The organism is Streptomyces sp. NPDC001750, from assembly GCF_042892615.1.
In the GTDB taxonomy this organism is placed as follows: domain Bacteria; phylum Actinomycetota; class Actinomycetes; order Streptomycetales; family Streptomycetaceae; genus Streptomyces.
Map to the genome: position 1 here is coordinate 159,287 of NZ_JBIAUE010000005.1, position 22,357 is coordinate 181,643.

Below are 22,357 nucleotides of genomic sequence, written 5' to 3' on the forward strand. Positions count from 1 at the left end.
CGGCCGGGGGAGTCGCCGGGGCGCGGAGGCTCAGTGGATGATGCCCGTCCGCAGGGCGACGGCGACCATTCCGGCACGGTCGCCGGTGCCGAGCTTGCGGGCGATCCGGGCGAGGTGGCTCTTGACCGTCAGGGCGGACAGCCCCATGGAGACGCCGATGGCCTTGTTGGACTGGCCCTCGGCGACCAGCCGGAGGACCTCGACCTCGCGGCCGGAAAGCTCGCGGTAGCCGCCCGGGTGGCTCGGGGTGCCCGGGGGGCGGCGGTGCATACGGGCGGCGTTGGCGCCGATGGGGGCGGCGCCCGGACGGGTGGGATGGCCGATGTTGGTCCGGGTGCCGGTGACGACGTAGCCCTTCACACCGCCCGCGAGGGCGTTGCGGACCGCGCCGATGTCGTCGGCGGCGGAGAGGGCGAGGCCGTTCGGCCAGCCGGCGGCCCGGGTCTCGGACAGCAGGGTCAGCCCGGAACCGTCGGGCAGGTGGACGTCGGCTACGCAGATGTCGCGCGGGTTGCCGACGCGGGGACGGGCCTCCGCGATGGACGACGCCTCGATGACGTCACGTACTCCGAGGGCCCACAGATGGCGGGTGACGGTGGAACGGACGCGCGGGTCGGCCACGACGACCATGGCCGTCGGCTTGTTCGGGCGGTAGGCGACCAGGCTTGCGGGCTGCTCTAGGAGAACGGACACCAGGCCTCCTGGGAAGTGGCGGGACGGGCCGGCTCGGGGATGAAGCCGGGGCGCACCGTGCTTGAAGGGTCATTGACCTCTTCGGCAGCGGACCCGTCCTCCTTTAGAGGAAGATCGCGATTTGCTGAGTAACAATTCGGGCAAATCAGACGTGCGATCGATTGTACGAAAAAAATGTCGGTAATTCCGCGCAAAGCGTGACACGTTGTTGACCTGCGGTGACGCGGCGTCAAGAGGGCGGAAGGGGGCGGCTCGGCCGCGGGGGTGTCAGGGGGCCTGGGGGCCGCGCCGCTGCGGGAGCGTGACCACCGCCGCGTCGGCCGGACCCGACGGAGGCAGGCCCGCGATCTGGCACAGCAGATCGCCCCACGCCGTCAGATGCGCCGCAGTGTCCGGCGCCCCGCCCCGGCTCTCGCGCGGTGTCCACGACGCCCGGATCTCGATCTGTGTCGCCGGCCGCCGCGCCCCCAGCGCGCCGAAGTAGTGCGACCCCGCCAGGGTCACCGTGCCGCCCGCGGCTCCGTACGACAGCCCGCGCGCCTCCAGCGCGCCGGTCAGCCAGGACCAGCACACCTCCGGCAACAGCGGATCGGATGCCATCTCCGGTTCCAGCTCCGCCCGCACCAGGGTCACCAGACGGAAGGTGCCGTGCCAGCCCTCGTGCCCGTCCGGGTCGTGGAGCAGCACGAGACGGCCGTCGGCCAGATCCTCCTCGCCCTGCACGACCGCCGCCTCCAGCGCGTACGCGTACGGGGCGAGCCGCTTGGGCGGGTGGGTCGGTTCGACCTCCAGTTCGGGTCGCAGGCGCGCCGAGCGCAAGCCGTCCAGCGCCGACCGGAAAGCGGGCGGCACGGAGCCGCCCTCCGCGCTGTCCTTGTCGTCAGCGCCGTCGGGTCGATCGGAGAACTGTTCCTGAGCCGGAGCCATGCGGGGAAGAGTAGGCGGAACGGGAGCCGCGTGCAGGGAGGGACACCCGGCCGGGCCCGGCCGCTTACGCCTCGTGCGAAGATTCTGGGTGTGAGTGCCAACGATCGCCCCATGGGCCAGCAGACGAAGACCTCCGCCACCCATGAGTCGGCGTTTCTCAAGGCGTGCCGCCGCGAGCCGGTGCCGCACACCCCGGTCTGGTTCATGCGTCAGGCGGGGCGGTCGCTGCCCGAGTACCTCAAGGTGCGCGAGGGCATCCCGATGCTCGACTCCTGCATGATGCCGGAGCTCGTCGCGGAGATCACCATGCAGCCCGTGCGCCGTCACAAGGTGGACGCGGCGATCTACTTCAGCGACATCGTCGTACCGCTCAAGGCCATCGGGATCGACCTCGACATCAAGCCGGGCGTGGGCCCGGTCGTCGCCGAGCCCTTCCGCACCCGTGCCGACCTGGCCCGGCTGCGCGACCTCACGCCCGAGGACGTGTCCTACGTCACCGAGGCGGTCGGCCTGCTCGTCGCCGAGCTCGGCGCCACCCCGCTCATCGGCTTCGCGGGCGCCCCGTTCACGCTCGCCAGCTACCTCGTGGAGGGCGGCCCGTCCCGCAACCACGAGCACACCAAGGCCATGATGTACGGCGAGCCGGAGCTGTGGGCGGACCTCCTCGACCGGCTGGCCGACATCACCGGCGCCTTCCTCGAGGTGCAGATCGAGGCCGGCGCCTCGGCCGTGCAGCTCTTCGACTCCTGGGTGGGCGCACTGTCCCCCGCCGACTACCGGCGCTCGGTGCTCCCCGCCTCCGCGAAGGTCTTCGAGACCGTCGCCCCGTACGAGGTCCCGCGCATCCACTTCGGCGTGGGCACCGGCGAACTCCTCGGCCTGATGGGCGAGGCGGGCGCGGACGTCGTCGGCGTCGACTGGCGCGTCCCGCTCGACGAGGCCGCGCGCCGGGTCGGCCCCGGCAAGGCGCTCCAGGGCAACCTCGACCCGGCGGTGCTGTTCGCGCCGACCGCGACGGTGGAGGAGAAGGCCCAGGAGGTGCTGGACGCCGCCGCCGGGCTGGAGGGCCACGTCTTCAACCTGGGGCACGGAGTGATGCCGTCGATGGACCCGGACGCCCTGACCCGGCTCGTGGCGTACGTGCACGAGCGGACCGCACGCTGAGGGAAACGTCCGGGCGGGCGCCCGCGACCGGGACGAGCCGTCCGGGCGGGCGCCCGCCGGGCTCTCAGGCGGTGCCCGCCCGCCGCAGCGCCGTCACCGTCTTGCGGGCGGCCACCAGGACCGGGTCCCAGACCGGTGAGAACGGCGGGGCGTAGCCGAGGTCCAGGGCGGTCATCTGGTCCACCGTCATTCCGGCCGTGAGCGCCACGGCCGCGACGTCAACCCGCTTCGCCGCCCCCTCCCGGCCCACGATCTGCACCCCGAGCAGCCGCCCGGTGCGGTACTCCGCGAGCATCTTGACGGTCATCGGCCGCGCCCCCGGGTAGTAGCCCGCCCGGCCCGTCGACTCGATCGTCGCCGTGACGTAGCGCAGCCCCACCGAGCGGGCGTCCTTCTCGCGCAGCCCGGTGCGGGCGATCTCCAGATCGCACACCTTGCTCACCGCCGTGCCCACCACCCCGGGGAACGTCCCGTAGCCGCCCGCCACGTTGGACCCGATGACCTGGCCGTGCTTGTTGGCGTGGGTGCCCAGCGCGATGTGCCGGGTGCGGCCCGCCACCAGGTCGAGCACCTCGACGCAGTCGCCGCCCGCCCAGATGTTGTCGTGCCCGACGACCCGCATCGACAGATCGGTGAGCAGGCCGCCGTGCGGGCCCACCGGGAGGCCGACGGCGTGGGCCAGCGTCGTCTCGGGCGCCACCCCGATGCCGAGCACCACCACGTCCGCCGGATAGGTCGTGCCGCCCGCGACGACCGCGTCGGCCCGGCCGTCCGGCCCGGTGCGGATCCCCGTCACCTCGGCCCCGTTGACCGTGGTGATGCCCAGGCCGTCCATCGCCTCGTGCACCAGCCGCCCCATGTCGGGGTCCAGCGTCGCCATCGGCTGCTCGCCCCGGTTCAGGACGGTCACCTCGAAGCCGTGCTTCAGCATCGCCTCGGCCATCTCGACCCCGATGTAGCCCGCCCCGACGACGACCGCCCGGCGACGCCCCTGCGGCACCCGGTCCAGCGACTCCAGCAGCGCCTGCCCGTCGTCCAGCGTCTGCACCCCGTGCACCCCGGGCGCGTCGATGCCGGGCAGCGCCGGACGCACCGGACGGGCCCCCGTCGCGATCACCAGCTTGTCGAAGTCCGTCCAGTACGTCTCGTCGGTCTCCAGGTCCAGCGCCCGCACCCGCTGTCCGGCCACGTCGATCTCCGTGATCTCGGTGCGCATCCGCAGGTCGATGTCGCGGGCCCGGTGCTCCTGCGGGGTACGGGCGACGAGGTCGTCGCGTGCGGTCACGTCGCCGCCGACCCAGTACGGGATGCCGCAGGCGGAGTACGAGGAGAAGTGGCCCCGCTCGAAGGCGACGATCCCCAGCTCGTCGGGGCCCTTGAGCCTGCGGGCCTGGGACGCGGCGGACATGCCCGCCGCGTCACCACCGATGACCACCAGTCGCTCCGTCGCCATTCCCGGTCCCTTCGACACCGATCCGAAGGGACCCACGCTACGACGCCGGGGGCTTCGGCGAGGAATGCGGCGGTACGGGCGTCCGCGCAGCCCGGCGCCCGCGCAGCCGGCGCAGCAGCAGCCGCCCCGCCACCGCCAGCACCACGATCGTGACCAGGAACGGAGCCGTGGCACCCAGCACCACGGAACCCCACCGCAGCACCGTGAGGAACGCGTCCCAGCCGTTGTCGAGCGCCTCCAGGAAGCCGGGCGGATCGTCGTCGTTCGTCTCCGGCGACGTCACCGGCTCGGAGAGGTCGAGGGTGATCGTCGCCAGCGAGGTGCGGTCCTTCAACGACGCCTGCTGGGCGAGCAGCGACTCCAACGCCGCCTGGCGGCTGCTCAGTTCGCTTTCCAGCGTGACCACGTCGGAGAGCGCGTCGGCCCGGTCCATCAGCTTGCGCACCCGCGCCACGCTCGCCCGCTGGGACGCGATCCGGCTCTCCACGTCGACCACCTGGTCGGTGACGTCCTTCGCGGACGAGGTGCGCGACCGCAATGTCCCGGTGCCCGCGAGGTCCTTCAGGACCGTTTCGTACGCGTCCTGCGGAACGCGCAGCACGATGTGCGACGTCTCGCGCGTCGCGTCGACCCGTTCGGTCCTCTCGTCGGCCACCAGGCCGCCGGCCTCGGACGCCGCCGCGCGGGCGGCCGCGGCGGCCTTCGGCACGTCCCGCACCTCGACGGAGAGCGTGGCGGTGCGGATGACGTGGACACGAGCGGGCAGGCCGCCGGTCTTCCGCCCGTCCGCCGGCGAACCGCCCGCGCCCTCCGCCACCTGCCCGGACGAAGCGTCCGAGGCGGCCCGCTCGCGCGGCGCGGCGGCCTTCCCGCTGTCGGCGGAACGCGTCCCGCCCGCGTCGCCGGCGCCGCAGCCGCTCAGTGCGAGGAGGCCGGCCAGGAGCCCGGCGGCCAGGGCGGTGCGCGAACGGCGCCGGGTGCGGCGCGGATGTCTGGCTGTCTGCATGAGTGTCCCCCCGGGACAGGTCGTCGACGTTGCCGGTTCGACGTGCGGGGCCCGTCCCCGGGTTGCCCGATCCCGGTTTCGAAGCGGTCACGTTCGGGCCTCGAACCGGGCCCGAGGATCTGTCGGGCGACCTCGTGCCAGTGCGTGGCCGCCCGGTCAGGGGCCACCCGACAGGCTCTGAGAGAGTGGGGGCATGGAGCGTTCACTCAATCGCGCGCACACAGGCACGGGTCATGTCGTCGTCATAGGTGGCGGTATCGCCGGTCTCGCCGCGGCCCACCGGCTGCTCGGGGCCGGGCTGCGGGTCACCCTCCTGGAGGCCACCGACCGGCTCGGCGGCAAGCTGATGACCGGCGAGATCGCCGGCACACAGGTCGATCTGGGCGCCGAGTCGATGCTCGCCACGCGCCCGGAGGCGGTGGAGCTGGCACGTGCCGTCGGGCTCGGCGACCGGCTCCGGCCGCCCGCCACGACCGCCGCGTCGGTGTGGACGCGCGACGCCCTGCGGCCCATGCCCAAGGGCCATGTGATGGGTGTGCCGGGCGATCCGGCGGCGCTCGGCGACGTGATCTCCCCGGAGGGCCTCGCCCGTGTCGCCGAGGAACGCGATCTCACCCCGACCGCCGTCGGCGACGACGTCGCGGTCGGCGCGTACGTGGCGGACCGGCTGGGCCGCGAGGTCGTCGACCGGCTCGTGGAACCGCTGCTCGGCGGCGTGTACGCGGGCGACGCGTACCGGATCTCGATGCGGGCCGCCGTACCGCAACTGTTCGAGGTGGTGCGGGAGGGCGGTTCGCTTCTCGACGGCGTCCGGCGCATCCAGGAACGGGCCGCGGCACGGCCGAGGACCGGCCCGGTCTTCCAGGGCATCGAGGGCGGCATCGGCACGCTCCCGGGAGCGGTCGCCGAGGCGGTGCGCGCGGCCGGGGGGGAGATCCTCACAGGAATCCCCGTCCTCGGTCTGACCCGCAACGGAAACGGCTGGGAGGTGCGTACCGACGGCCGGGTGATCGCCGCCGACGGCGTCGTGCTGGCCACCCCCGCCTGGTCCGCCTCCACCCTGCTCGCCGCCGAGTCCCCGGCCGCCTCCACCGAGCTCGCCGGGGTCGAGTACGCGTCGATGGCGCTCGTCACCATGGCGTTCCGTCGTTCCGACGTGGCCGGTACAGCGGCCCTCGACGGACGTTCCGGTTTCCTCGTGCCGCCGGTGGACGGGCGCACCATCAAGGCGTCCACCTTCTCCACCCGCAAGTGGTCGTGGGTCGCCGAGGCCGCTCCCGACCTCTTCGTCCTGCGCACCTCCGTCGGCCGGTACGGCGAGGAGGACCATCTGCACCGCGAGGACTCCGAGCTGGTGGATGTGTCGCTGCGCGATCTCGCGGCGGCCACCGGACTGGCGGCGGAGCCCGTGGACACCGAGGTCACCCGGTGGATCGGGGGACTGCCCCAGTACCCGGTGGGACATCTGACCCGGGTCGCCCGGATTCGGGAGGAGATCGCCAAGCTGCCCGGTCTGCGGGTCTGCGGAGCGGTCTACGACGGGGTCGGCATCCCGGCGTGCGTGGCGAGCGCCCACCGCGCCGCCGACGAGATCGCCGCCGGTCTCGCGGGCGGTTCCGGAGAAGAGATCATCGCCACGCCGACCCCGGTTCAGGGCACAGGGAGCGAGGCGGGACAATAGCCGTATGAGTGCGCCTGAGAAGATTCCCAACGCCGGTAAGAAGGCCAAGGACCTCAACGAGGTCATCCGCTACACGCTGTGGTCCGTCTTCAAGCTTCGTGATGTGCTCCCCGTCAACCGCACCGGTTACGCCGACGAGGTCCAGGAGCTGTTCGACCAGCTCGCGGCCAAGGACGTCACCGTCCGCGGTACCTACGACCTGTCCGGTCTGCGGGCCGACGCCGACATCATGATCTGGTGGCACGCCGAGACCTCGGACGAGCTCCAGGAGGCGTACAACCTCTTCCGGCGCACCAAGCTGGGCCGGGCGCTGGAGCCGGTCTGGTCGAACATGGCGCTGCACCGCCCCGCCGAGTTCAACAAGTCGCACATCCCGGCGTTCCTGGCCGACGAGACGCCGCGCAACTACGTCAGCGTCTACCCCTTCGTTCGCTCCTACGACTGGTACCTGCTGCCGGACGAGGACCGCCGCCGGATGCTCGCGGACCACGGCAAGATGGCCCGCGGCTACCCCGACGTCCGGGCCAACACCGTCGCCTCCTTCTCGCTCGGCGACTACGAGTGGGTCCTCGCCTTCGAGGCGGACGAACTGCACCGCATCGTCGACCTCATGCGTCACCTGCGGGGCTCCGAGGCGCGGATGCACGTCCGCGAGGAGATCCCGTTCTTCACCGGGCGCAGGAAGTCGGTCGCAGACCTGGTGGCCGGGCTCGCGTAGCGAACGGGCTCCGACCACCCCAGCCCGGAAGATCAGACGGCGGGCACCGGCGCGTCACGCGTCGCCCGTCGTTCCAGCGACACCGGGTTCGGTTCCGGGTCCGCCGCGGGTCCGGCCCGCGGCGCCCCCGGGGCCCGAGGGACGAGTGGATCGTCCCGCCCGTCGGTCCGTCCCGCCCCGCCCTGCCGGGCGCGGGTGTGCGGCACGTACGGGGGCACGCTGGGCCCGACCTCGAAGGAGGCCGGGCCCAGCGCCGTATCCGGCGGGAGGAACCCTTTACTGCTCCGCGCCCGTCGCGCTCGGAGCCTGTCGGGTGACCTCGGATCGGGAAGCGGACGCGGTCCGGTGCGTGTGATTCCAAGGCGCCGGGACATCCTCGTAGTGGAGCTGCTCGGGCATTTCGGCAACGCCGGAAGCGTGCGTGCCAGGGCGTGCCCGCCCGGTCGGAGGTCATCCGACAGGCTCCTCGGGATAGTTGCGGCTCACCCGCCGACGAGGGCCGCGCGGGCGGCGCGCAGCAGCAGCGTGGTGCGGCCGGGCGGACGCCCGCCCGCCCGGTCCTTCCACCATCGGGTGAGGCGGCGCCGGGCAGCCCGGTCGGCCGGCCGGCCGGTGCTCAGCAGTTCCTCGGCGAAGTCGAGCGCGTCCCGTCGGTACCCCCCGGACATGGGACGGCGTCCGGCGTATGCGAGGAACGCCTCCCGGTAGCCCGAGCCCAGGATCTCCGGCAGTTCCGGCGCCACCTTGGCAACCACCCCCGCCCGTTTGGCGGACAGGGCGCGGCTCTGGACGCCGAGTCGGCGCTCGTCGAAGCCGGGCGGGGCGGGAGCGCCCGCGACGAGGGCACGGAGCAGCGCCGTCTGCGCCGCCGCGACCCGGTCGCGCACGGAGTCCGGGGGCGCGGGAGCGGAGGGGCGCGCGGGAGCCGACGAGGCAGCAGGAGCCGATGGGGACGCCGGAGCCGACGGGCGCGCGTCCGTCGGCGCGGACGGGTGCGCGGACGTGGGGGACGTGCCCTTTCCGGCGTGTGCGCCGGGGCCCGCGACGGGGCGCGACGCGAGGTCTCCGGCGTACGCGGGTGCGTCGGCGCCCCGGACGGCCGCCCGGTCCAGCGTGGCGCGGATCGCGGCCAGTTCGCCCGCCAGTTCCTCGGCCGGCGGGAAGTCGTCGTCGCGCTCCAGGAGAACGCCCGGCGGGTCGACCCGGGAGCGGAGTTCGGCCAGCACGTCGAGCACGGGCCGGGTGACCGGATGGGCATGGGTGTCGTGCCAGACGCCGTCCTTCTCGACGCCGCCCGCCACATGCACGTACGCGATGGCCTCCACCGGCAGTTCGTCGAGTGCGGCGGCGGGATCCTCCCCGCGGTTGACATGGTTGGTGTGCAGGTTGGCGACATCGATCAGCAGCCGGACCCCAGTGCGCTCCACCAGCTCCGCCAGGAACTGCCCCTCCGTCAGCTCCTCGTCCGGCCAGGAGAACAGGGCCGCGATGTTCTCCAGTGCCAGGGGCACCGGCAACGAGTCCTGCGCGATCCGCACGTTCTCGCACAGCACGTCCAGCGCGTCCCAGGTGCGGGGCACGGGCAGCAGGTGGCCCGCCTCCAGCGTCGGCGAAGCGGTGCGCGGCCCCCCGGCCCGTACGAACGCGATGTGCTCGGTGACCAGCGGCGCGGCGAGCAGTTCGGCGCGGGCCGCGAGGTCCGCCAGTCGGCCGGGATCGGGGCGCTCGGCCCCGCCGAGGCCCAGCGAGACGCCGTGCGGGACGACGGTGACCCCGCGTTCCCTCAGCCGCAGCAGCGAATCGGGCAGATGGCCGGCGCAGATGTTCTCCGCGACCGTCTCCACCCAGTCGATGCCCGGCAGCGCCTCGACGACGTCCGCGATCTCCGGCCGCCAGCCGACACCGGTCCCCAGTCTCATGCCACCCCTCCTTCTTCTCCTCCGTGCAGGGGTGATGGCCCCGGCGGGCGGTGGCGAATCCGAAGAGGGGGACGTTCAGAGCTTGATCTGAGGTTCCCGGCGCTCCGAGGCGCCCGTCGAGTCCGCCGACGCTCCGTTCCGGCCCGTTCCTGGCGACCGGCACCAGGAACGGGCCGGAACGACTCACGGCCCCTGACGGGCGCGGTTCAGTGGTCCAGCGGTTCAGCGGCACAGGGCCGTGTCCGCCACACCCTCGACACGCTTCATGACCGCCTTGTCGGCCGGCCTGCGGAGTGCCGGGAAACCAGAGCGGTATCCGTCGGCCCGGCATTTCCGTACGCGATTACAGGACGCGATCCTGCTGCCCGACCGACTCCGGGCAGGGCCCCGGTGTGCGCCGGGCCGAGGAGCAGCGGGGACGGGGCCCGTGGCGTCGGTCCCGGCCCGCCACGGAGCAGCCGGACACGTCCTGGACGTCGTGACCGTGCGGTTGAGGTCAGAGCCCACGGCCGCCGCAGGGCGGCAGGGATCCGACGCGGTGGTGTCCCTCGACCGCGACGGTCTTCCCGGGGTCGATCTCGGTGAATCCGGCGTCATGCACCAACGGAAGGTCGCTCGCCGCGAGTTCCCGCCAGCGTTCGGCGTCCGCGGTGGCGACGGAGAGCGGGAAGCCCGCCTCGCGCCACGCCTTGCGCTCCGTCTCCGACAGCTCCCACCAGGCGAGCTGCGCGCCGTGTCCGACCTGTGCCATCGCCTTGCCCGCCGTCATGCCCAGCTCCGGGTTCAGCCACAGCACCGGCCCCTTTGGTCCGGGTGCGGCCGGGGGCTCCGGGTCGTCCAGGTCCGTTCCCGACACCTGGAGCCTCGCCAGTTCCCTGGGCCAGCCGTCCAGAGGCACCGGAGGGAAGACCCGCACTTCGGCGCTCTCGCCCGTGACCGTGATGCCGGGCAGTTCGCAGGCCCTGCGCCACTCGGCGCCGCGGGCCCGCCGCACCACCTTGCGGATCCGGGCGTCCTCCCAGTCCCGGATCGCCCGGGCCCATTCGCCCTCGCCCACCGAGCGCTCGTCGGAGAGCATCACGAGCACCGCGCGGGCGGCGGTCCGCAGGGCGTCGGTACGGGCCGGGGGCGTCGCCCTCTCGATGCGCACGACCAGCGGCAGGACGTACTGCGGCGCCTCGTCGCGGTTCGTCCGTCCGGACTCGAACGGGCCGTCCGCCGCCGCGGAACCGGACGCCGGTACGGCCGGGTCCGGGTCCATGGCCGGGGGCGCGGGGGTGTTGTCGTCGCTCACTCGTACCAGTGTGCCAGCAGCCCCGGACGCTCTTGTTTGTGGGAACGGGCGGCTGCGGGTGAGGATGCACCGCATGAAGAGCGATCTCTTTTCCAGCGAATACCTGGCTCAGCAGGCCACGGCCCCCGGGATGACCCTGCAGAACGCCAAGTCCATCAAGTACGCAGTCAACGGTGAGATGCACGCCCGTCAGGGTTCGATGATCGCCTTCCGCGGCAACCTGCAGTTCGAGCGCAAGGGCCAGGGCATCGGCGGCATGCTCAAGCGCGCCGTCACCGGCGAGGGGCTGCCGCTGATGGCCGTCAGGGGCCAGGGCGAGGCGTGGTTCGCGCACGAGGCCGCCAACTGCTTCATCGTGGACATCGAGCAGGGCGACTCCCTCACCGTCAACGGCCGCAACGTCCTGTGCTTCGACCCCACGCTCGCCTACGAGATCAAGACCGTGAAGGGCGCGGGGATGGTCGGCGGCGGCCTCTTCAACAGCGTCTTCACCGGCTACGGCAAGCTCGGCCTCATGTGCGAGGGTCACCCCATCGTGATACCGGTCTCGGCCCAGCAGCCGGTGTTCGTCGACACGGACGCGGTGGTCGGCTGGAGCGCCCACCTCACCACCTCGCTGCACCGCTCGCAGAGCTTCGGTTCGATGGTCCGCGGCGGATCCGGCGAGGCCGTCCAACTGCGGCTGGACGGCGAGGGCTTCGTGATCGTACGGCCCAGCGAGCTCAAGCAGGAGAAGGCGTCGGCCAACTGAGACTGGACGGAGTGGGGCGCCGCTACGGACCGAGGGGGCCGTGGGTGCTGCGCGGGGTCGACCTCGCTCTGCCCGTGGGCCGTCTGGTCCGGATCGAGGGGGCCAACGGAACCGGTCGGCAGCCGGACTGCTCGTCGTCGGCTGCTGCGTGCTGCTGGGGGCGGCGGTCGGTGCGCTGTGCGCCCGGCCGGTGCCGAGCGGGCGCGGCTGGTCCGTCGCCGCTTCCGCGCGGCGCTCCCGTTCACCGCGACCGGATATCTCGTGCACCTGGGCCGGATCCACGGGGTGCGGAAATGCGAACAGGGCGGTGACCGGTCTGGTCACCGGCTCGCGGACGGGCACGGTGCACCTGCCGCTCGTGCCGCTCCTGGCCTCCGCCGTCCTTGCGGCTGCGGTCGCCGTGTTCACCGGTCGGCTCACCGCGCTGCGCGGCTGAGTGCGGGAGGCGGGAGGCGGCAGGCCGGGCGCACAGCATGCCCGGACCGACGGCCGACAGTCGACGAAGCCCACGACCGCCGCGCCCCGGCCGGCCCGCGCCTCGGTCCGCCTGCGCCTCGGCCGGCCCGCGCCTCGGCCGGCCCGTGCCTCGGTCCGTCCGGGCCTCCCGCACGCCCACGACGCCGGCCCACCCGCGCCCGGCACGGGCACGCCCGCCGTACCGGGGCACGGATGTGTCACGGCCTCAGTGCCACGGCCCCGTCACCGCGAACGTCGTCCCCGGGGTGTAGCAGTTGACGTACATCGTCCTGCCGTCCGGGGCGAACGTGACCCCGGCGAACTCGCCCCACTCCGGCCTCTGCGGCGTCCCGATGTTCTGCCGTCCCCGCGCCATCGCGTACACCTCGCCGCCCCGTGTCAGGCCGAACACGTGCTGCGCGCCGTCACCGTCCTCGCACACCATCAGCCCGCCGTCCGGGGCCAGGCAGATGTTATCGGGCGACTCGCCGGGCAGCTGGACGTCCGTGCCGGGCCCGAACACGACGACCAGAGTGAGTCGGCGCCGCCCCGGGTCGTACCGCCACACCTGACCGTGGTGGTCCGCCGCCGAGCCCTCCGCGCCGCGTGCGTAACTGGAGACGAAGTAGACCGAGGAACCGCCCCAGTAGCAGCCCTCCAGCTTCTGCGCGTGCGTGATGCCCCGCGGCCCGAAGTCCTGGAAACGGATGGGGGTCTCGGCCGCCAGCGGGTCCGGTACGGGCACCCATTCCACGCCGTCGAAGCTCGCGCCGGTCTGCTGGACGGCGGACAGGTCGGGGACGCCCGGCACCCGCATGGCCTCCAGTCGGCCGCCGGCCCGCAGCGATCCCGTCCCGCCGAGCGGTTTGCGCGGCAGGAAGCGGTAGAAGAGCCCGAACGGTCGCTCGAACGCGTCCTCGGTCTCGTACACGATCCCGTTCGCCGGGTCGATGGCGATCGCCTCGTGCTGGAAGCGGCCCATCGCGGTGAGCGGCACCGCCCCGGTGCGCCGCGGATCGGCGCCGTCCACCTCGAAGATGAAGCCGTGGTCCTTGGTGTAGCCGTTGGTGCCGGCCTTGTCCTCGGTCTCCTCGCAGGTCAGCCAGGTGTTCCAAGGAGTACGCCCGCCCGCGCAGTTCACCGCCGTACCGGCGATGGCGACGCGTTCGCCCAGGACGTTGTTGCGGCCGTCCAGCTCCAGGGCGGTGCAGCCGCCCCTGCCCATCGGGTCGTAGGTGAGCCCTTCGACGGCCGGGACCCGGAACGCCGCGTCGGCGCGGTTCTCGTGGTTGCGTACGAGACGGACGTGACCGTGCCGGCCCGCGAAGGCGGCCATGCCGTCGTGGTGGCCGGGGACCGGGCCCTCGCCGGAGCGGAGCGGGTCGCCCTCCCGGGACAGCACCCGGTGGCGGAAGCCCTTCGGGAGGTCGAGCAGGCCATCGGGGTCAGGAACCAACGGACCGTAGCCGTTGCGGCCGGAGTGTCCGGCGTGGCCGCTGTGGCGATCGAGGTCCCGGGCGGTGGCGGTCCCGGCGAAGAGTTCGGAGAAGGCACCGGCGAAGGCGATCGAGGCGGCGACCGCGCCGCTGCCGGCCAGGACCTGCCGTCGGGTGGTGAGGGTCCGTGACGCCGTGGACGACAAGTCCCGTGACGCTCCGGACGTTGCGTTCTGTGACGATTCCGTGTCCCGTGACGATGACATGTCTCGCGATGCCGCGGATGACCTGTTCCGTGACGACGACGTGTCGTGTGACGCTGCGGATGACATGAGGCGACTCCCTGCTGGCGGACAGGAGAAGTGACCCGCATGTGTGTACCACGCGCATCGGCGCGCGGGAACCACGCGGGTCACCGTGCCTCATGCGTGTCACGCGCCCCGGGGCTGCCGATCACCCGGGCCCCGGCGGCCCGTGCGCGGGATCAGGCCAGGGATGCGGTGAGGGTGATCGTCGTGCCCGTGAGCGCCTGGCTCACCGGGCAGTTCGCCTTGGCGTCCTCGGCGGCCTCGGCGAAGCCCGCCTCGTCGAGGCCCGGCACCTCGCCCTGGACGGTGAGGTGGATGCCGGTGATGCCGGTGCCGGGCTGGAAGGTGACCTCGGCACGGGTGTTCAGCCGGGTCGGCGGGGTGCCGGCCTTCGCCAGCCCGTTGGACAGTGCCATCGAGAAGCAGCTGGAGTGCGCCGCCGCGATGAGTTCCTCCGGGCTGGTCTTCCCGTTCGCCTGCTCCGCGCGGGACGGCCACGAGACGTCGTAGTCGCCGATGCCGGAGGAGTCGAACGTGACGACGCCCTTGCCCTGGAGCAGATCGCCTTCCCAGACCGTGTGCGCCTGGCGCGTGGTAGCCATGGTGGATCCCTTCGAACGGTGTGCGCGGTGGATACGGGATGCCTCCGGTGCGCCCGTGCGGTACGCCCCGGAACCCGTGCGGTACCCCTCGGGAAACGGGGCAGCACGCACCCGAACCTACTGCGCCACGAGACCCTTCGCGTCGCGCGCCAGCGCCGTGAGCCGGGAGATCGCCCGGAAGTACTTCTTCCGGTACCCGCCGTTCAGCATCTCGTCGCTGAACAGCTTGTCGAAGGGCACACCGGAGGCGAGCACCGGCACCTCGCGGTCGTACAGCCGGTCGGCCAGGACGACCAGCCGCAGCGCGGTCGCCTGGTCGGGCACCGCCTGCACCTCGGTGAGACAGACCGCCCGCAGGTCGTCCGTCAGCGCGCCGTAGCGGCTCGGGTGGACCCGGGCGAGATGTGCGAGCAGTGAGGGGAAGTCGTCGAGGCTGGCACCCTCGGTGGCGTACGCGGCCCGGGTGACCTGTTCGTCGGTGAACGGCGCCGGTGCCTCGGGCAGTCCGCGGTGCCGGTAGTCCTCGCCGTCGATCCGCAGCGGGCGGAAGTGCGCGGACAGGCCCTGGATCTCCCGGAGGAAGTCGGCGGCGGCGAACCGGCCCTCACCGAGCTTGCCGGGCAGCGTGTTGGAGGTCGCCGCAAGCGCGACCCCCTCCTCGACCAGCCTGCTGAGCAGCGACGACACCAGCACCGTGTCACCCGGGTCGTCCAGTTCGAACTCGTCGATGCACAGCAGCCGGTGCCCGCTCAGCGTCTTCACGGTCTGCTGGAAGCCCAGCGCGCCGACCAGGTTCGTCAGCTCGACGAAGGTGCCGAACGCCTTCAGCGCGGGCGCGGCGGGCGTGGCGTGCCAGAGGGAGGCCAGCAGATGGGTCTTGCCGACGCCGTAACCGCCGTCGAGATAGACGCCGAGCGGCGCGGCCGGCGCCACCGCCTTTCGCGCGAACCACCTGCGCTTCGCGGAACCGCTGGCGTGCGCCCCGCCGAGCCCGGCCGCGAAGCCGCTCAGCACGTCGACCGCCTGGCGCTGGCTCGGCTGCTTCGGGTCCGGTACGTACGTATCGAAACGTACGGCGTCGAAGCGCGGCGGCGGCACCATCTCGGCGACCAGGCGGTCGGCGGGCACGTGCGGCTCGCGGGCACACAGGGACAGCGGGGCCGTTTCGGCTATGGGGCTCTGCCCCGGCACGGCGGTGGAGGACGACACAACCCCCCACTCTACGGGCCGTGGAAGACTGCCGGACATGCGACGCCTGTTCCCTGTGACCGACCTGACAGCGACCGACGACGAGGGGGAGTGGAGCCTGGACGACCTGGCCGACGCCTACGCCTACCCCGACACGGACGGCCCCTGGCTGCGCGCCAACATGGTCTCGACGCTCGACGGCGCCGCCCAGCACGACGGGCGTTCGCAGCCGATCTCCTGCGAGAGCGACATGCGGATCTTCGGCACCCTGCGCGCCCTGGCCGACGTGGTGGTGGCGGGCGCGGAGACGGTGCGGCAGGAGGGGTACCGGCCCGCCAGGGCCCGGGAGGCGTTCGCCGCCCGCCGGGCCGCGGCGGGTCAGGGGCCCGCACCGGCGATCGCGGTGGTGAGCGGCGGTCTGGACCTGGACTTCTCGTTGCCGCTCTTCGTCTCGCCGCTCGTTCCGACCCTGGTGCTCACCGGCGCCGGGGCCCCTCCCGGCCGGATGGCCGCGGCGCGCGACGCGGGCGCCGAGGTGGTGGTCGCGGGGGAGGGCTCCCGGGTGGACCCCGCGAGGGCCGTGCGGGAGCTGGCGGACCGCGGTCTGCGGCGGCTGCTGACCGAGGGCGGTCCCAGACTGCTGGGCCAGTTCGTGGCGGCGGGGGTGCTGGACGAGCTCTGTCTGACCGTCTCCCCGATGCTGACCGCCGGGGACGCGCAGCGGATCGCGGGCGGTCCTTCGATGGCCGTGCCGGAACGATTCGCCTTGGCATCGGTCCTGGAGGAGGACGGGTTCCTGTTCACCCGGTACCGTCGGGGCCGACATGAGGACCGTCGGGGCTGACACACGGCGGAACTCATCGTTCCGTTTATCTTCCGGTGGGCACAATTACTCTCGCAGTCCCCGTGTGAGCACGGGGAAGGATGGTTTCAGCAGAGACCGGCGACGGTTACTGAAGCAGAAGGGCACCCGTGGTGTTCACCAGCGTTTTGATGATCGAGAAGGCCCTCACTTCCGAGGACGTCGATTTCGTCACCACCTTGCACGGTGACGAGTCGACCTCCTTCGTCGTGCTCATACAGCCGCGCGGTGACCAGGCCGATGTCCTGTTGCGGGCCATCGACGACCTGGCGATGGGCGAGCTGAAGGAAGCCGCCCGGGAGATCGAGGAGCCGGAGGGCAAGGACGCCCGGCAGTCCGCCGAACTGGCACTCGAAGTGTCGCTGGAAGCCCTGCGGCAGGCGGGATCCGAGGCGGTCGGGCAGGTGGTCGAGGACCACCCGCTGGACAAGCTGAAGTCCGTGGTGGAGGAAGCGGAGGCGGACGAGGTCATCGTGCTGACCGCGCCGCACTACGTGGAGGAGTTCTTCCACCGGGACTGGGCCTCGCGCGCCCGTCACAAGGTCGGCGTACCGGTGCTCAAGCTCTTCGCGCACAGCGAATAGGCTTGGCCCGCGGTCCGGAGTGGAGTGGCACCGGTCCGCGACCGAGAACGCACCCAGTACCCGGAGGACTCGCACATGACACCCGGTATCCCCGCCGCCATGGAACGACCGCACTTCATCGGCATCGGCGGCGCCGGGATGTCGGGCATCGCGAAGATCCTCACCCAGCGTGGCGCGAAGGTCGCGGGCAGTGACGCCAAGGAGTCCGGCACGGCCGAGGCGCTCCGGGCGCTGGGGGCGACCGTCCACATCGGGCACGCCGCCGGGAACCTGGCGGACGACGCCTCGTGCGTGGTCGTCTCCAGCGCCATCCGCCCCGACAACCCGGAGCTGGTGCGCGCCGCCGAACTGTCGGTCCCGGTCGTGCACCGCTCCGACGCGCTGGCCTCCCTCATGGGCGGCCTGCGCGCCATCGCGGTGGCCGGCACGCACGGCAAGACGACCACCACGTCCATGCTGGCCGTCGCCCTGTCCGAGCTGAACCTCGCCCCCTCGTACGCCATCGGCGGCGACCTCGCCGGCCCCGGCACCAATGCCGCGCACGGCGAGGGCGAGATCTTCGTCGCCGAGGCGGACGAGAGCGACCGCAGCTTCCAGAAGTACGACCCCGAGGTCGCGATCGTCCTCAACGTCGAACTGGACCACCACGCGAACTACGCCTCGATGGACGAGATCTACGAGTCCTTCGAGGCGTTCACCGGCAAGATCGTCCCCGGCGGCACGCTGGTGATCTCCGCCGACCAGCCCGGCGCCGTCGAGCTGACCGGACGCGTACGCGACCGCTCCGGACCGAACGTCGTCACCTACGGCGAGGCCGAGTCCGCCGACGTACGCGTCCACAGGATCACCCCGCGCGGGCTGACCAGCGAGGTCACGGTCCTCCTGAACGGGAAGTACCTCACCTTCACCGTCTCCGTGCCCGGCCGCCACTACGCGCTCAACGCGGTCGCGGCCCTCGCCGCCGGTGTCGCCCTCGGCATCCCGGCCCACAACCTCGCCTCCGCGCTCGGCAAGTACACCGGGGTCAAGCGTCGCCTCCAGCTCAAGGGCGAGGCCGCGGGCGTGCAGGTGATCGACTCGTACGCACACCACCCCACCGAGATGGCCGCGGACCTCGAAGCGATGCGCGGCGCCGCGTCCGACGCCCGCCTGCTGGTCGTCTTCCAGCCCCACCTGTTCTCCCGCACCCAGGAGCTGGGCACCGAGATGGGCCGGGCCCTCGCCCTGGCCGACGCCTCCGTGGTCCTGGACATCTACCCGGCCCGCGAGGACCCGATCCCCGGCATCACCAGCGACCTGATCATCGACGCGGCCCGGGAGGCGGGCGCCGACGTCACCGCCGTCCACGACAAGGCCGCGGTCCCGGGCGCCGTCGCGGGAATGGCGAAGCCCGGCGACCTCGTTCTCACCATGGGCGCGGGCGACGTCACGGACCTCGGCCCGCGGATCCTGGACCACCTGTCGAGCTGAGGGAGCGACGTGTCGTACGAGATCGAGAAGCCGGACGAGCAGTGGCGGGCGGAACTGACCCCCGCCGAGTACGCGGTCCTGCGCCAGGCCGGCACCGAACCCGCCTTCGTCGGTGAATACACCGACACCAAGACCACGGGCGTCTACTCCTGCCGCGCCTGCGGCGCGGAGCTGTTCCGTTCCGACACCAAGTTCGAGTCGCACTGCGGCTGGCCCTCGTTCTACGACCCCAAGGACACGGAAGCGGTCGAACTGGTCGAGGACCGCAGCCACGGCATGGTCCGCACCGAGGTCCGCTGCGCCCGCTGCGGATCGCACCTCGGCCACGTCTTCGAGGGCGAGGGCTACCCGACCCCGACGGACCAGCGCTACTGCATCAACTCGATCTCGTTGCGTCTGACGCCTGAGGCGTGACGCGCGAAGCCTGACGCGTGACGCCTGACGCGCCGTGTCGGAGGCGTGGCGTGCGGTGCGTGGTGCGTGGCATGTGTGGACGCGCGAAGCCAGGGACATGACGTCCGGAGCCCGGTGCGGGCCCCGGACAGCGGCCTGTACGCCCGGCGCGGGCGTGCGGGCCGGTGTCGTAATGGCGGCCCGTCAGGAAGCGGCGCTCCCCGGCCCGCGAAGTCCCCGCCGTTCCCGAAAGTCGCGTCCAGAATGCCGGACGTTCCGGCCAAGTGCAGGGTTTGCGCCCATGGCAGGACGTCAATGGTGCATGGCTCGTTCGTTCGATAGCGTGGCGTGAAGCAGTCTTTTGATCATGTACCACGGGGGTTTCACACCATGTCGTTCGAGGACGAGTGGCGGGCGGAGAGGCCGCTGTCGCCATGCGGCTGAACCAGGCGGGCAGTAGCGGCGGCGGTGGCGGCGGTGGGTCGACGTCGGGGAAGGGGGGCCCGGTCGCCCCCGGTTCCGTGCCCGCGTCCCAGATTGACAAGTACTTCCGGTAAGGAGCCGCCACCATGCCCACCTTCGAGCAGCTCCTCAACGCCAAGCTCGGCCCGCTCGACACCGCGGTCACCCAGTGGACCGAGATGATCACGAAGCTGACGGAGCTTCAGACCGACGCGAAAGCCATGAAGTCCAAGGCCGACAAGGCCACTTGGAGAGGCGAGAACGCCACCGTCACCAAGCAGTTCGTCACCAAGTCGGCCAAGGAGTTCAGCGACGCCGTCATCGAGGCCACGTCCGTGCGTGACCTCATCAAGGACGCCCACGCCCTCCTCAAGACCGCCCAGAGGGACCTCAAGGACGCCTACGAGAACCCGCCGCCGGGTATCACCATCTACCCCGACGGCGTACTGAGTCACCGCGTCCACCCCGACCGCCGGTCCGCCGACAACACCGATCCCATCGCCACCGAGGCGCAGTTCGACGCGCTGCGCGGCAAGCTCGAAGGCATCCTGAAGCGCGCCAACGAGGCCGACGAGCTCTGCGCCTGGGGCCTGCGGGCGCTGATCAAGTACCACCCCAACGACTTCGGCAGCGCCAGCCTCAGCGGTGTCGCGGACGCGAAGAAGATGCGCGCCGAGGAGAAGCAGCAGACGGAGAACGGCCGCGAGGCCGCCAAGCTCTACGCCCGCTGGGAACATCTCGACGACAAGGAGCGCGAGCGGCTCCTCACACTTGCCGAGGGTGGCAAGGACTCACCGGCGTTCTCCGCCGCTCTCATGCAGAACCTCAGCTACAACGGCCGGGACCAGCAGGAGGCGGTGCTGCTGCTGGCCGGCAGCCTGGAGGGCGGTGGCCGCGACGGCCACGTCTCCGCGACCGACGCCCGCCTCTACAAGGCCCTCTCCGGCAGCCTCGCCACCGTCACCGGCCCGGACTCCCCGATCGGCTCGCCCGGCGGGGTCACCTCCGCCTGGACCGACCGGCTCATCGCCACGGCCCGCGACGGCAACGGCCTGCCCGCCCGGCACCCCGGGGCGCTCAAGGGTGGCTCCGACGGTTGGAACGCCCTCACTCATCTGATGGCCGCCGACGCCGGGGACGACGTGAAGTACGACCCGGAGACCAAGGGGTCCTCGCCCTGGAACAAGGACAAGGGCGACCCGGTCTACAGCGAGGCCTTCCTGACCGAGGTCGGGGACTCCATCCGTGAGTGGGAGACCAACGACAAGGGCGCCTACCGCGAGGACTACATGAAGGCATGGCAGGGCACCCAGGCCGACCCGATGAAGGGTCTGCTGAACGCGATGAGCCGCAACCCGTCCGCCGCCACCCACTACTTCGACCCGAACACCACGGACAACCTGCAGTACTTCATGGAGGACCGGGACTGGCCCGGTGCCGACGTCCAGGACAAGATGCCGGATGAGACCCAGTACACTTCGGCCCGCGCCGAGCTGGGCGGGGCCCTGGAGGCGGCGGCGACCGGCCGGGCACCGGGCACTCCCCTGAACCCTGTCGGCACCCACCACGACGGCGCACAGGCCGCGATCTTCGAGCGGGTGATGGACGAATACGCCGAGGCGACGAAGAAGGACCAGAGCGCCGTCCCCGTCTCCCTGCGCGTGCCGATGGCCGACATGATCGGCGACTACGCCTCCGACGTGCATCAGGTCCTCGGCAAGAGTATGGACGGAAGCACCGACTTCAACAACCTCACCATCGACCGGGGAGACCTGACCCGGATCATCCGGTCCACCGCCGAGGACCCCAACGCCTTCGGCGTCATCCACGCCTCGCAGACGGCGGTCGTCGCGGAGGGGCTGCAGCGCTTCCCGGAGGAATCGTTCCGCAAGGAGGACCCCGAGCTGCGCGCCTGGGTCAAGCAGTCCTCGACGGTGCTCGGCCATCTCGACGGCGTGCGCGGCGACATCATCTACGACCTCGGCCAGGAGAAGAAGGACGCGGCCGCCTGGAACAAGATGATGAACTACCACGTCTACGGAGCGCCGCTGACCCCCATCCCGGTCATCGGTGACGTGGCCCAGCGTGCGGTCGACGTCGGCACGGCCGCGTACATGAACGATCTGAACGCCAAGATCGATGCCGATACCCGCAACAACATGATCAACCACTATGACAACGGCGAGCGGCAAATGTACGCCATGCTGCGGAAGACGGCGATGAAGAGGGGGCTCACGGAGGGCGAACTGGACGCAAGCCCCGGCGAGTATGAGGACGGCATCCAGCCGACGGCCCAGCAGTGGTACCAGAACGGCATCAAGGACGCCGACATGAAGATGGGCGAGCGGTAGTGAACAGAAAGTACCTGGTGCTTCCGGCCGTGCTCCTGGTCGCAGCGGCCGTCGTCGCCGCGATCCAGCTCTGGCCCAGTCCGCTGAAGGACCTCCGCGCGAAGAACCTGTGCCTGGGGATGCTCACGGAGGAGACGGCGGGCCTGCTCTACGACCGCAAGGGCGGCAAGCTGGTCGTGGACGAGTTCCAGCCCGGCAAGGACGACAAGGACGCCAAGGACAAACGGACGGACCCGGTGTTCTCGACCACCTGCTTCGTCGGACGCGAGACGGACAAGGGCAACAACTTTCGCGGCCAGTACTCCCTCGATGTCCAGTCCACCAACACCCTGAACGAGCCCTTGAAGGGCGCCGGCCCGTTCACCGACGGCGGGTCCGGGTGGGTGAGCCCCCGGCAGAGCGAGGTCCGGCTTCCCGCCTCCTGCCCGAAGAAGATGAGGACGACCGACGAGTACGTCACCATCGTCCTCAAGGTCGCGCCCGGCGTCGTCGTGGCGGAGGACTGGGACGACGCCGCCCTGATCGAAGCCTCCCGCCCGATCGTCCAGGAGGCCGTCGCCAACCTCACCAAGCAGTACGAGTGCGGCTGACCGGACCGCAGCCGTGAACGATCGGTCACGGCTGCGGTCCGGTCGCGGC

At 71.8% G+C, this 22,357-nt stretch carries 20 protein-coding genes; 11 read left to right on the forward strand and 9 right to left on the reverse strand.

Annotated features, from left to right (window positions below):
* Positions 1-30: 30 nt before the first annotated feature.
* Positions 31-693, reverse strand: a complete 663-nt coding sequence (locus ACFYY6_RS10960) for a response regulator transcription factor (RefSeq protein ID WP_073785139.1) — start codon at positions 691-693, stop codon at positions 31-33.
* A gap of 267 nt (positions 694-960) precedes the next feature.
* A complete protein-coding gene (locus ACFYY6_RS10965) occupies positions 961-1,620 on the reverse strand; it encodes a DUF3000 domain-containing protein (protein WP_351519227.1) in 660 nt (219 codons plus the stop codon).
* Between the two features lie 90 nt (positions 1,621-1,710).
* Between ACFYY6_RS10965 and hemE the strand changes: the two genes are divergently transcribed.
* Positions 1,711-2,784, forward strand: a complete 1,074-nt coding sequence (hemE, locus tag ACFYY6_RS10970) for a uroporphyrinogen decarboxylase (RefSeq protein ID WP_388651027.1) — start codon at positions 1,711-1,713, stop codon at positions 2,782-2,784.
* Between the two features lie 64 nt (positions 2,785-2,848).
* On the opposite strand, the gene ACFYY6_RS10975 is transcribed toward hemE, so the two are convergent.
* A complete protein-coding gene (locus ACFYY6_RS10975; protein ID WP_351519225.1) occupies positions 2,849-4,237 on the reverse strand; it encodes an FAD-dependent oxidoreductase in 1,389 nt (462 codons plus the stop codon).
* A gap of 37 nt (positions 4,238-4,274) precedes the next feature.
* Entirely contained in the window at positions 4,275-5,243 is a 969-nt protein-coding gene (locus ACFYY6_RS10980; protein ID WP_351519224.1) for a DUF4349 domain-containing protein, read from the reverse strand.
* Positions 5,244-5,436: 193 nt separating this feature from the next.
* On the opposite strand from ACFYY6_RS10980, the gene hemG reads away from it, so the two are divergent.
* Together hemG and hemQ are read left to right on the forward strand one after the other, a co-directional pair.
* Complete coding sequence (gene hemG / locus ACFYY6_RS10985; protein WP_351519222.1) at positions 5,437-6,924, forward strand: protoporphyrinogen oxidase; 1,488 nt, start codon at positions 5,437-5,439, stop codon at positions 6,922-6,924.
* Between the two features lie 4 nt (positions 6,925-6,928).
* Entirely contained in the window at positions 6,929-7,642 is a 714-nt protein-coding gene (hemQ, locus tag ACFYY6_RS10990; RefSeq protein WP_351519221.1) for a hydrogen peroxide-dependent heme synthase, read from the forward strand.
* A 482-nt stretch (positions 7,643-8,124) separates the two neighbouring features.
* Here hemQ and ACFYY6_RS10995 read toward each other — a convergent pair whose 3' ends face one another.
* Both ACFYY6_RS10995 and ACFYY6_RS11000 read right to left on the reverse strand, forming a co-directional pair.
* Positions 8,125-9,561 (reverse strand): DUF692 domain-containing protein, encoded by a 1,437-nt coding sequence (locus ACFYY6_RS10995; protein ID WP_351632987.1) that lies wholly within the window; start codon positions 9,559-9,561, stop codon positions 8,125-8,127.
* A gap of 496 nt (positions 9,562-10,057) precedes the next feature.
* Complete coding sequence (locus ACFYY6_RS11000; protein ID WP_351632984.1) at positions 10,058-10,855, reverse strand: peptidyl-tRNA hydrolase; 798 nt, start codon at positions 10,853-10,855, stop codon at positions 10,058-10,060.
* A 73-nt stretch (positions 10,856-10,928) separates the two neighbouring features.
* On the opposite strand from ACFYY6_RS11000, the gene ACFYY6_RS11005 reads away from it, so the two are divergent.
* Positions 10,929-11,606, forward strand: a complete 678-nt coding sequence (locus ACFYY6_RS11005; protein ID WP_351519217.1) for an AIM24 family protein — start codon at positions 10,929-10,931, stop codon at positions 11,604-11,606.
* 307 nt (positions 11,607-11,913) lie between these two features.
* On the forward strand, positions 11,914-12,042 hold the full coding sequence (locus ACFYY6_RS11010; protein ID WP_351519232.1) for a hypothetical protein: 129 nt from the start codon (positions 11,914-11,916) through the stop codon (positions 12,040-12,042).
* Positions 12,043-12,288: 246 nt separating this feature from the next.
* Here ACFYY6_RS11010 and ACFYY6_RS11015 read toward each other — a convergent pair whose 3' ends face one another.
* From ACFYY6_RS11015 to zapE, 3 genes are all read right to left on the reverse strand, one after another.
* Complete coding sequence (locus ACFYY6_RS11015) at positions 12,289-13,704, reverse strand: alkaline phosphatase PhoX (protein WP_386608245.1); 1,416 nt, start codon at positions 13,702-13,704, stop codon at positions 12,289-12,291.
* Positions 13,705-13,982: 278 nt separating this feature from the next.
* The gene (locus ACFYY6_RS11020) at positions 13,983-14,408 is read right to left on the reverse strand and encodes an OsmC family protein (RefSeq protein WP_351519214.1); all 426 of its coding nucleotides are present in this window, start codon (positions 14,406-14,408) and stop codon (positions 13,983-13,985) included.
* Between the two features lie 117 nt (positions 14,409-14,525).
* On the reverse strand, positions 14,526-15,617 hold the full coding sequence (gene zapE / locus ACFYY6_RS11025; RefSeq protein ID WP_351632977.1) for a cell division protein ZapE: 1,092 nt from the start codon (positions 15,615-15,617) through the stop codon (positions 14,526-14,528).
* A 37-nt stretch (positions 15,618-15,654) separates the two neighbouring features.
* Between zapE and ACFYY6_RS11030 the strand changes: the two genes are divergently transcribed.
* The 6 genes from ACFYY6_RS11030 (at position 15,655) to ACFYY6_RS11055 (ending at position 22,308) form a co-directional block, all read left to right on the forward strand.
* Positions 15,655-16,440, forward strand: a complete 786-nt coding sequence (locus tag ACFYY6_RS11030) for a pyrimidine reductase family protein (protein WP_351632974.1) — start codon at positions 15,655-15,657, stop codon at positions 16,438-16,440.
* Between the two features lie 149 nt (positions 16,441-16,589).
* A complete protein-coding gene (locus tag ACFYY6_RS11035; protein ID WP_073785334.1) occupies positions 16,590-17,042 on the forward strand; it encodes an indole-3-glycerol phosphate synthase in 453 nt (150 codons plus the stop codon).
* A 75-nt stretch (positions 17,043-17,117) separates the two neighbouring features.
* On the forward strand, positions 17,118-18,512 hold the full coding sequence (gene murC / locus ACFYY6_RS11040; RefSeq protein ID WP_351519209.1) for a UDP-N-acetylmuramate--L-alanine ligase: 1,395 nt from the start codon (positions 17,118-17,120) through the stop codon (positions 18,510-18,512).
* 9 nt (positions 18,513-18,521) lie between these two features.
* Complete coding sequence (gene msrB, locus ACFYY6_RS11045; RefSeq protein WP_351519208.1) at positions 18,522-18,926, forward strand: peptide-methionine (R)-S-oxide reductase MsrB; 405 nt, start codon at positions 18,522-18,524, stop codon at positions 18,924-18,926.
* Positions 18,927-19,474: 548 nt separating this feature from the next.
* A complete protein-coding gene (locus tag ACFYY6_RS11050; RefSeq protein WP_351632966.1) occupies positions 19,475-21,718 on the forward strand; it encodes a DUF6571 family protein in 2,244 nt (747 codons plus the stop codon).
* Entirely contained in the window at positions 21,718-22,308 is a 591-nt protein-coding gene (locus ACFYY6_RS11055; RefSeq protein ID WP_389192747.1) for a hypothetical protein, read from the forward strand. Before ACFYY6_RS11050 ends, ACFYY6_RS11055 begins: the two co-directional genes overlap by 1 nt.
* Positions 22,309-22,357 lie beyond the last annotated feature (49 nt).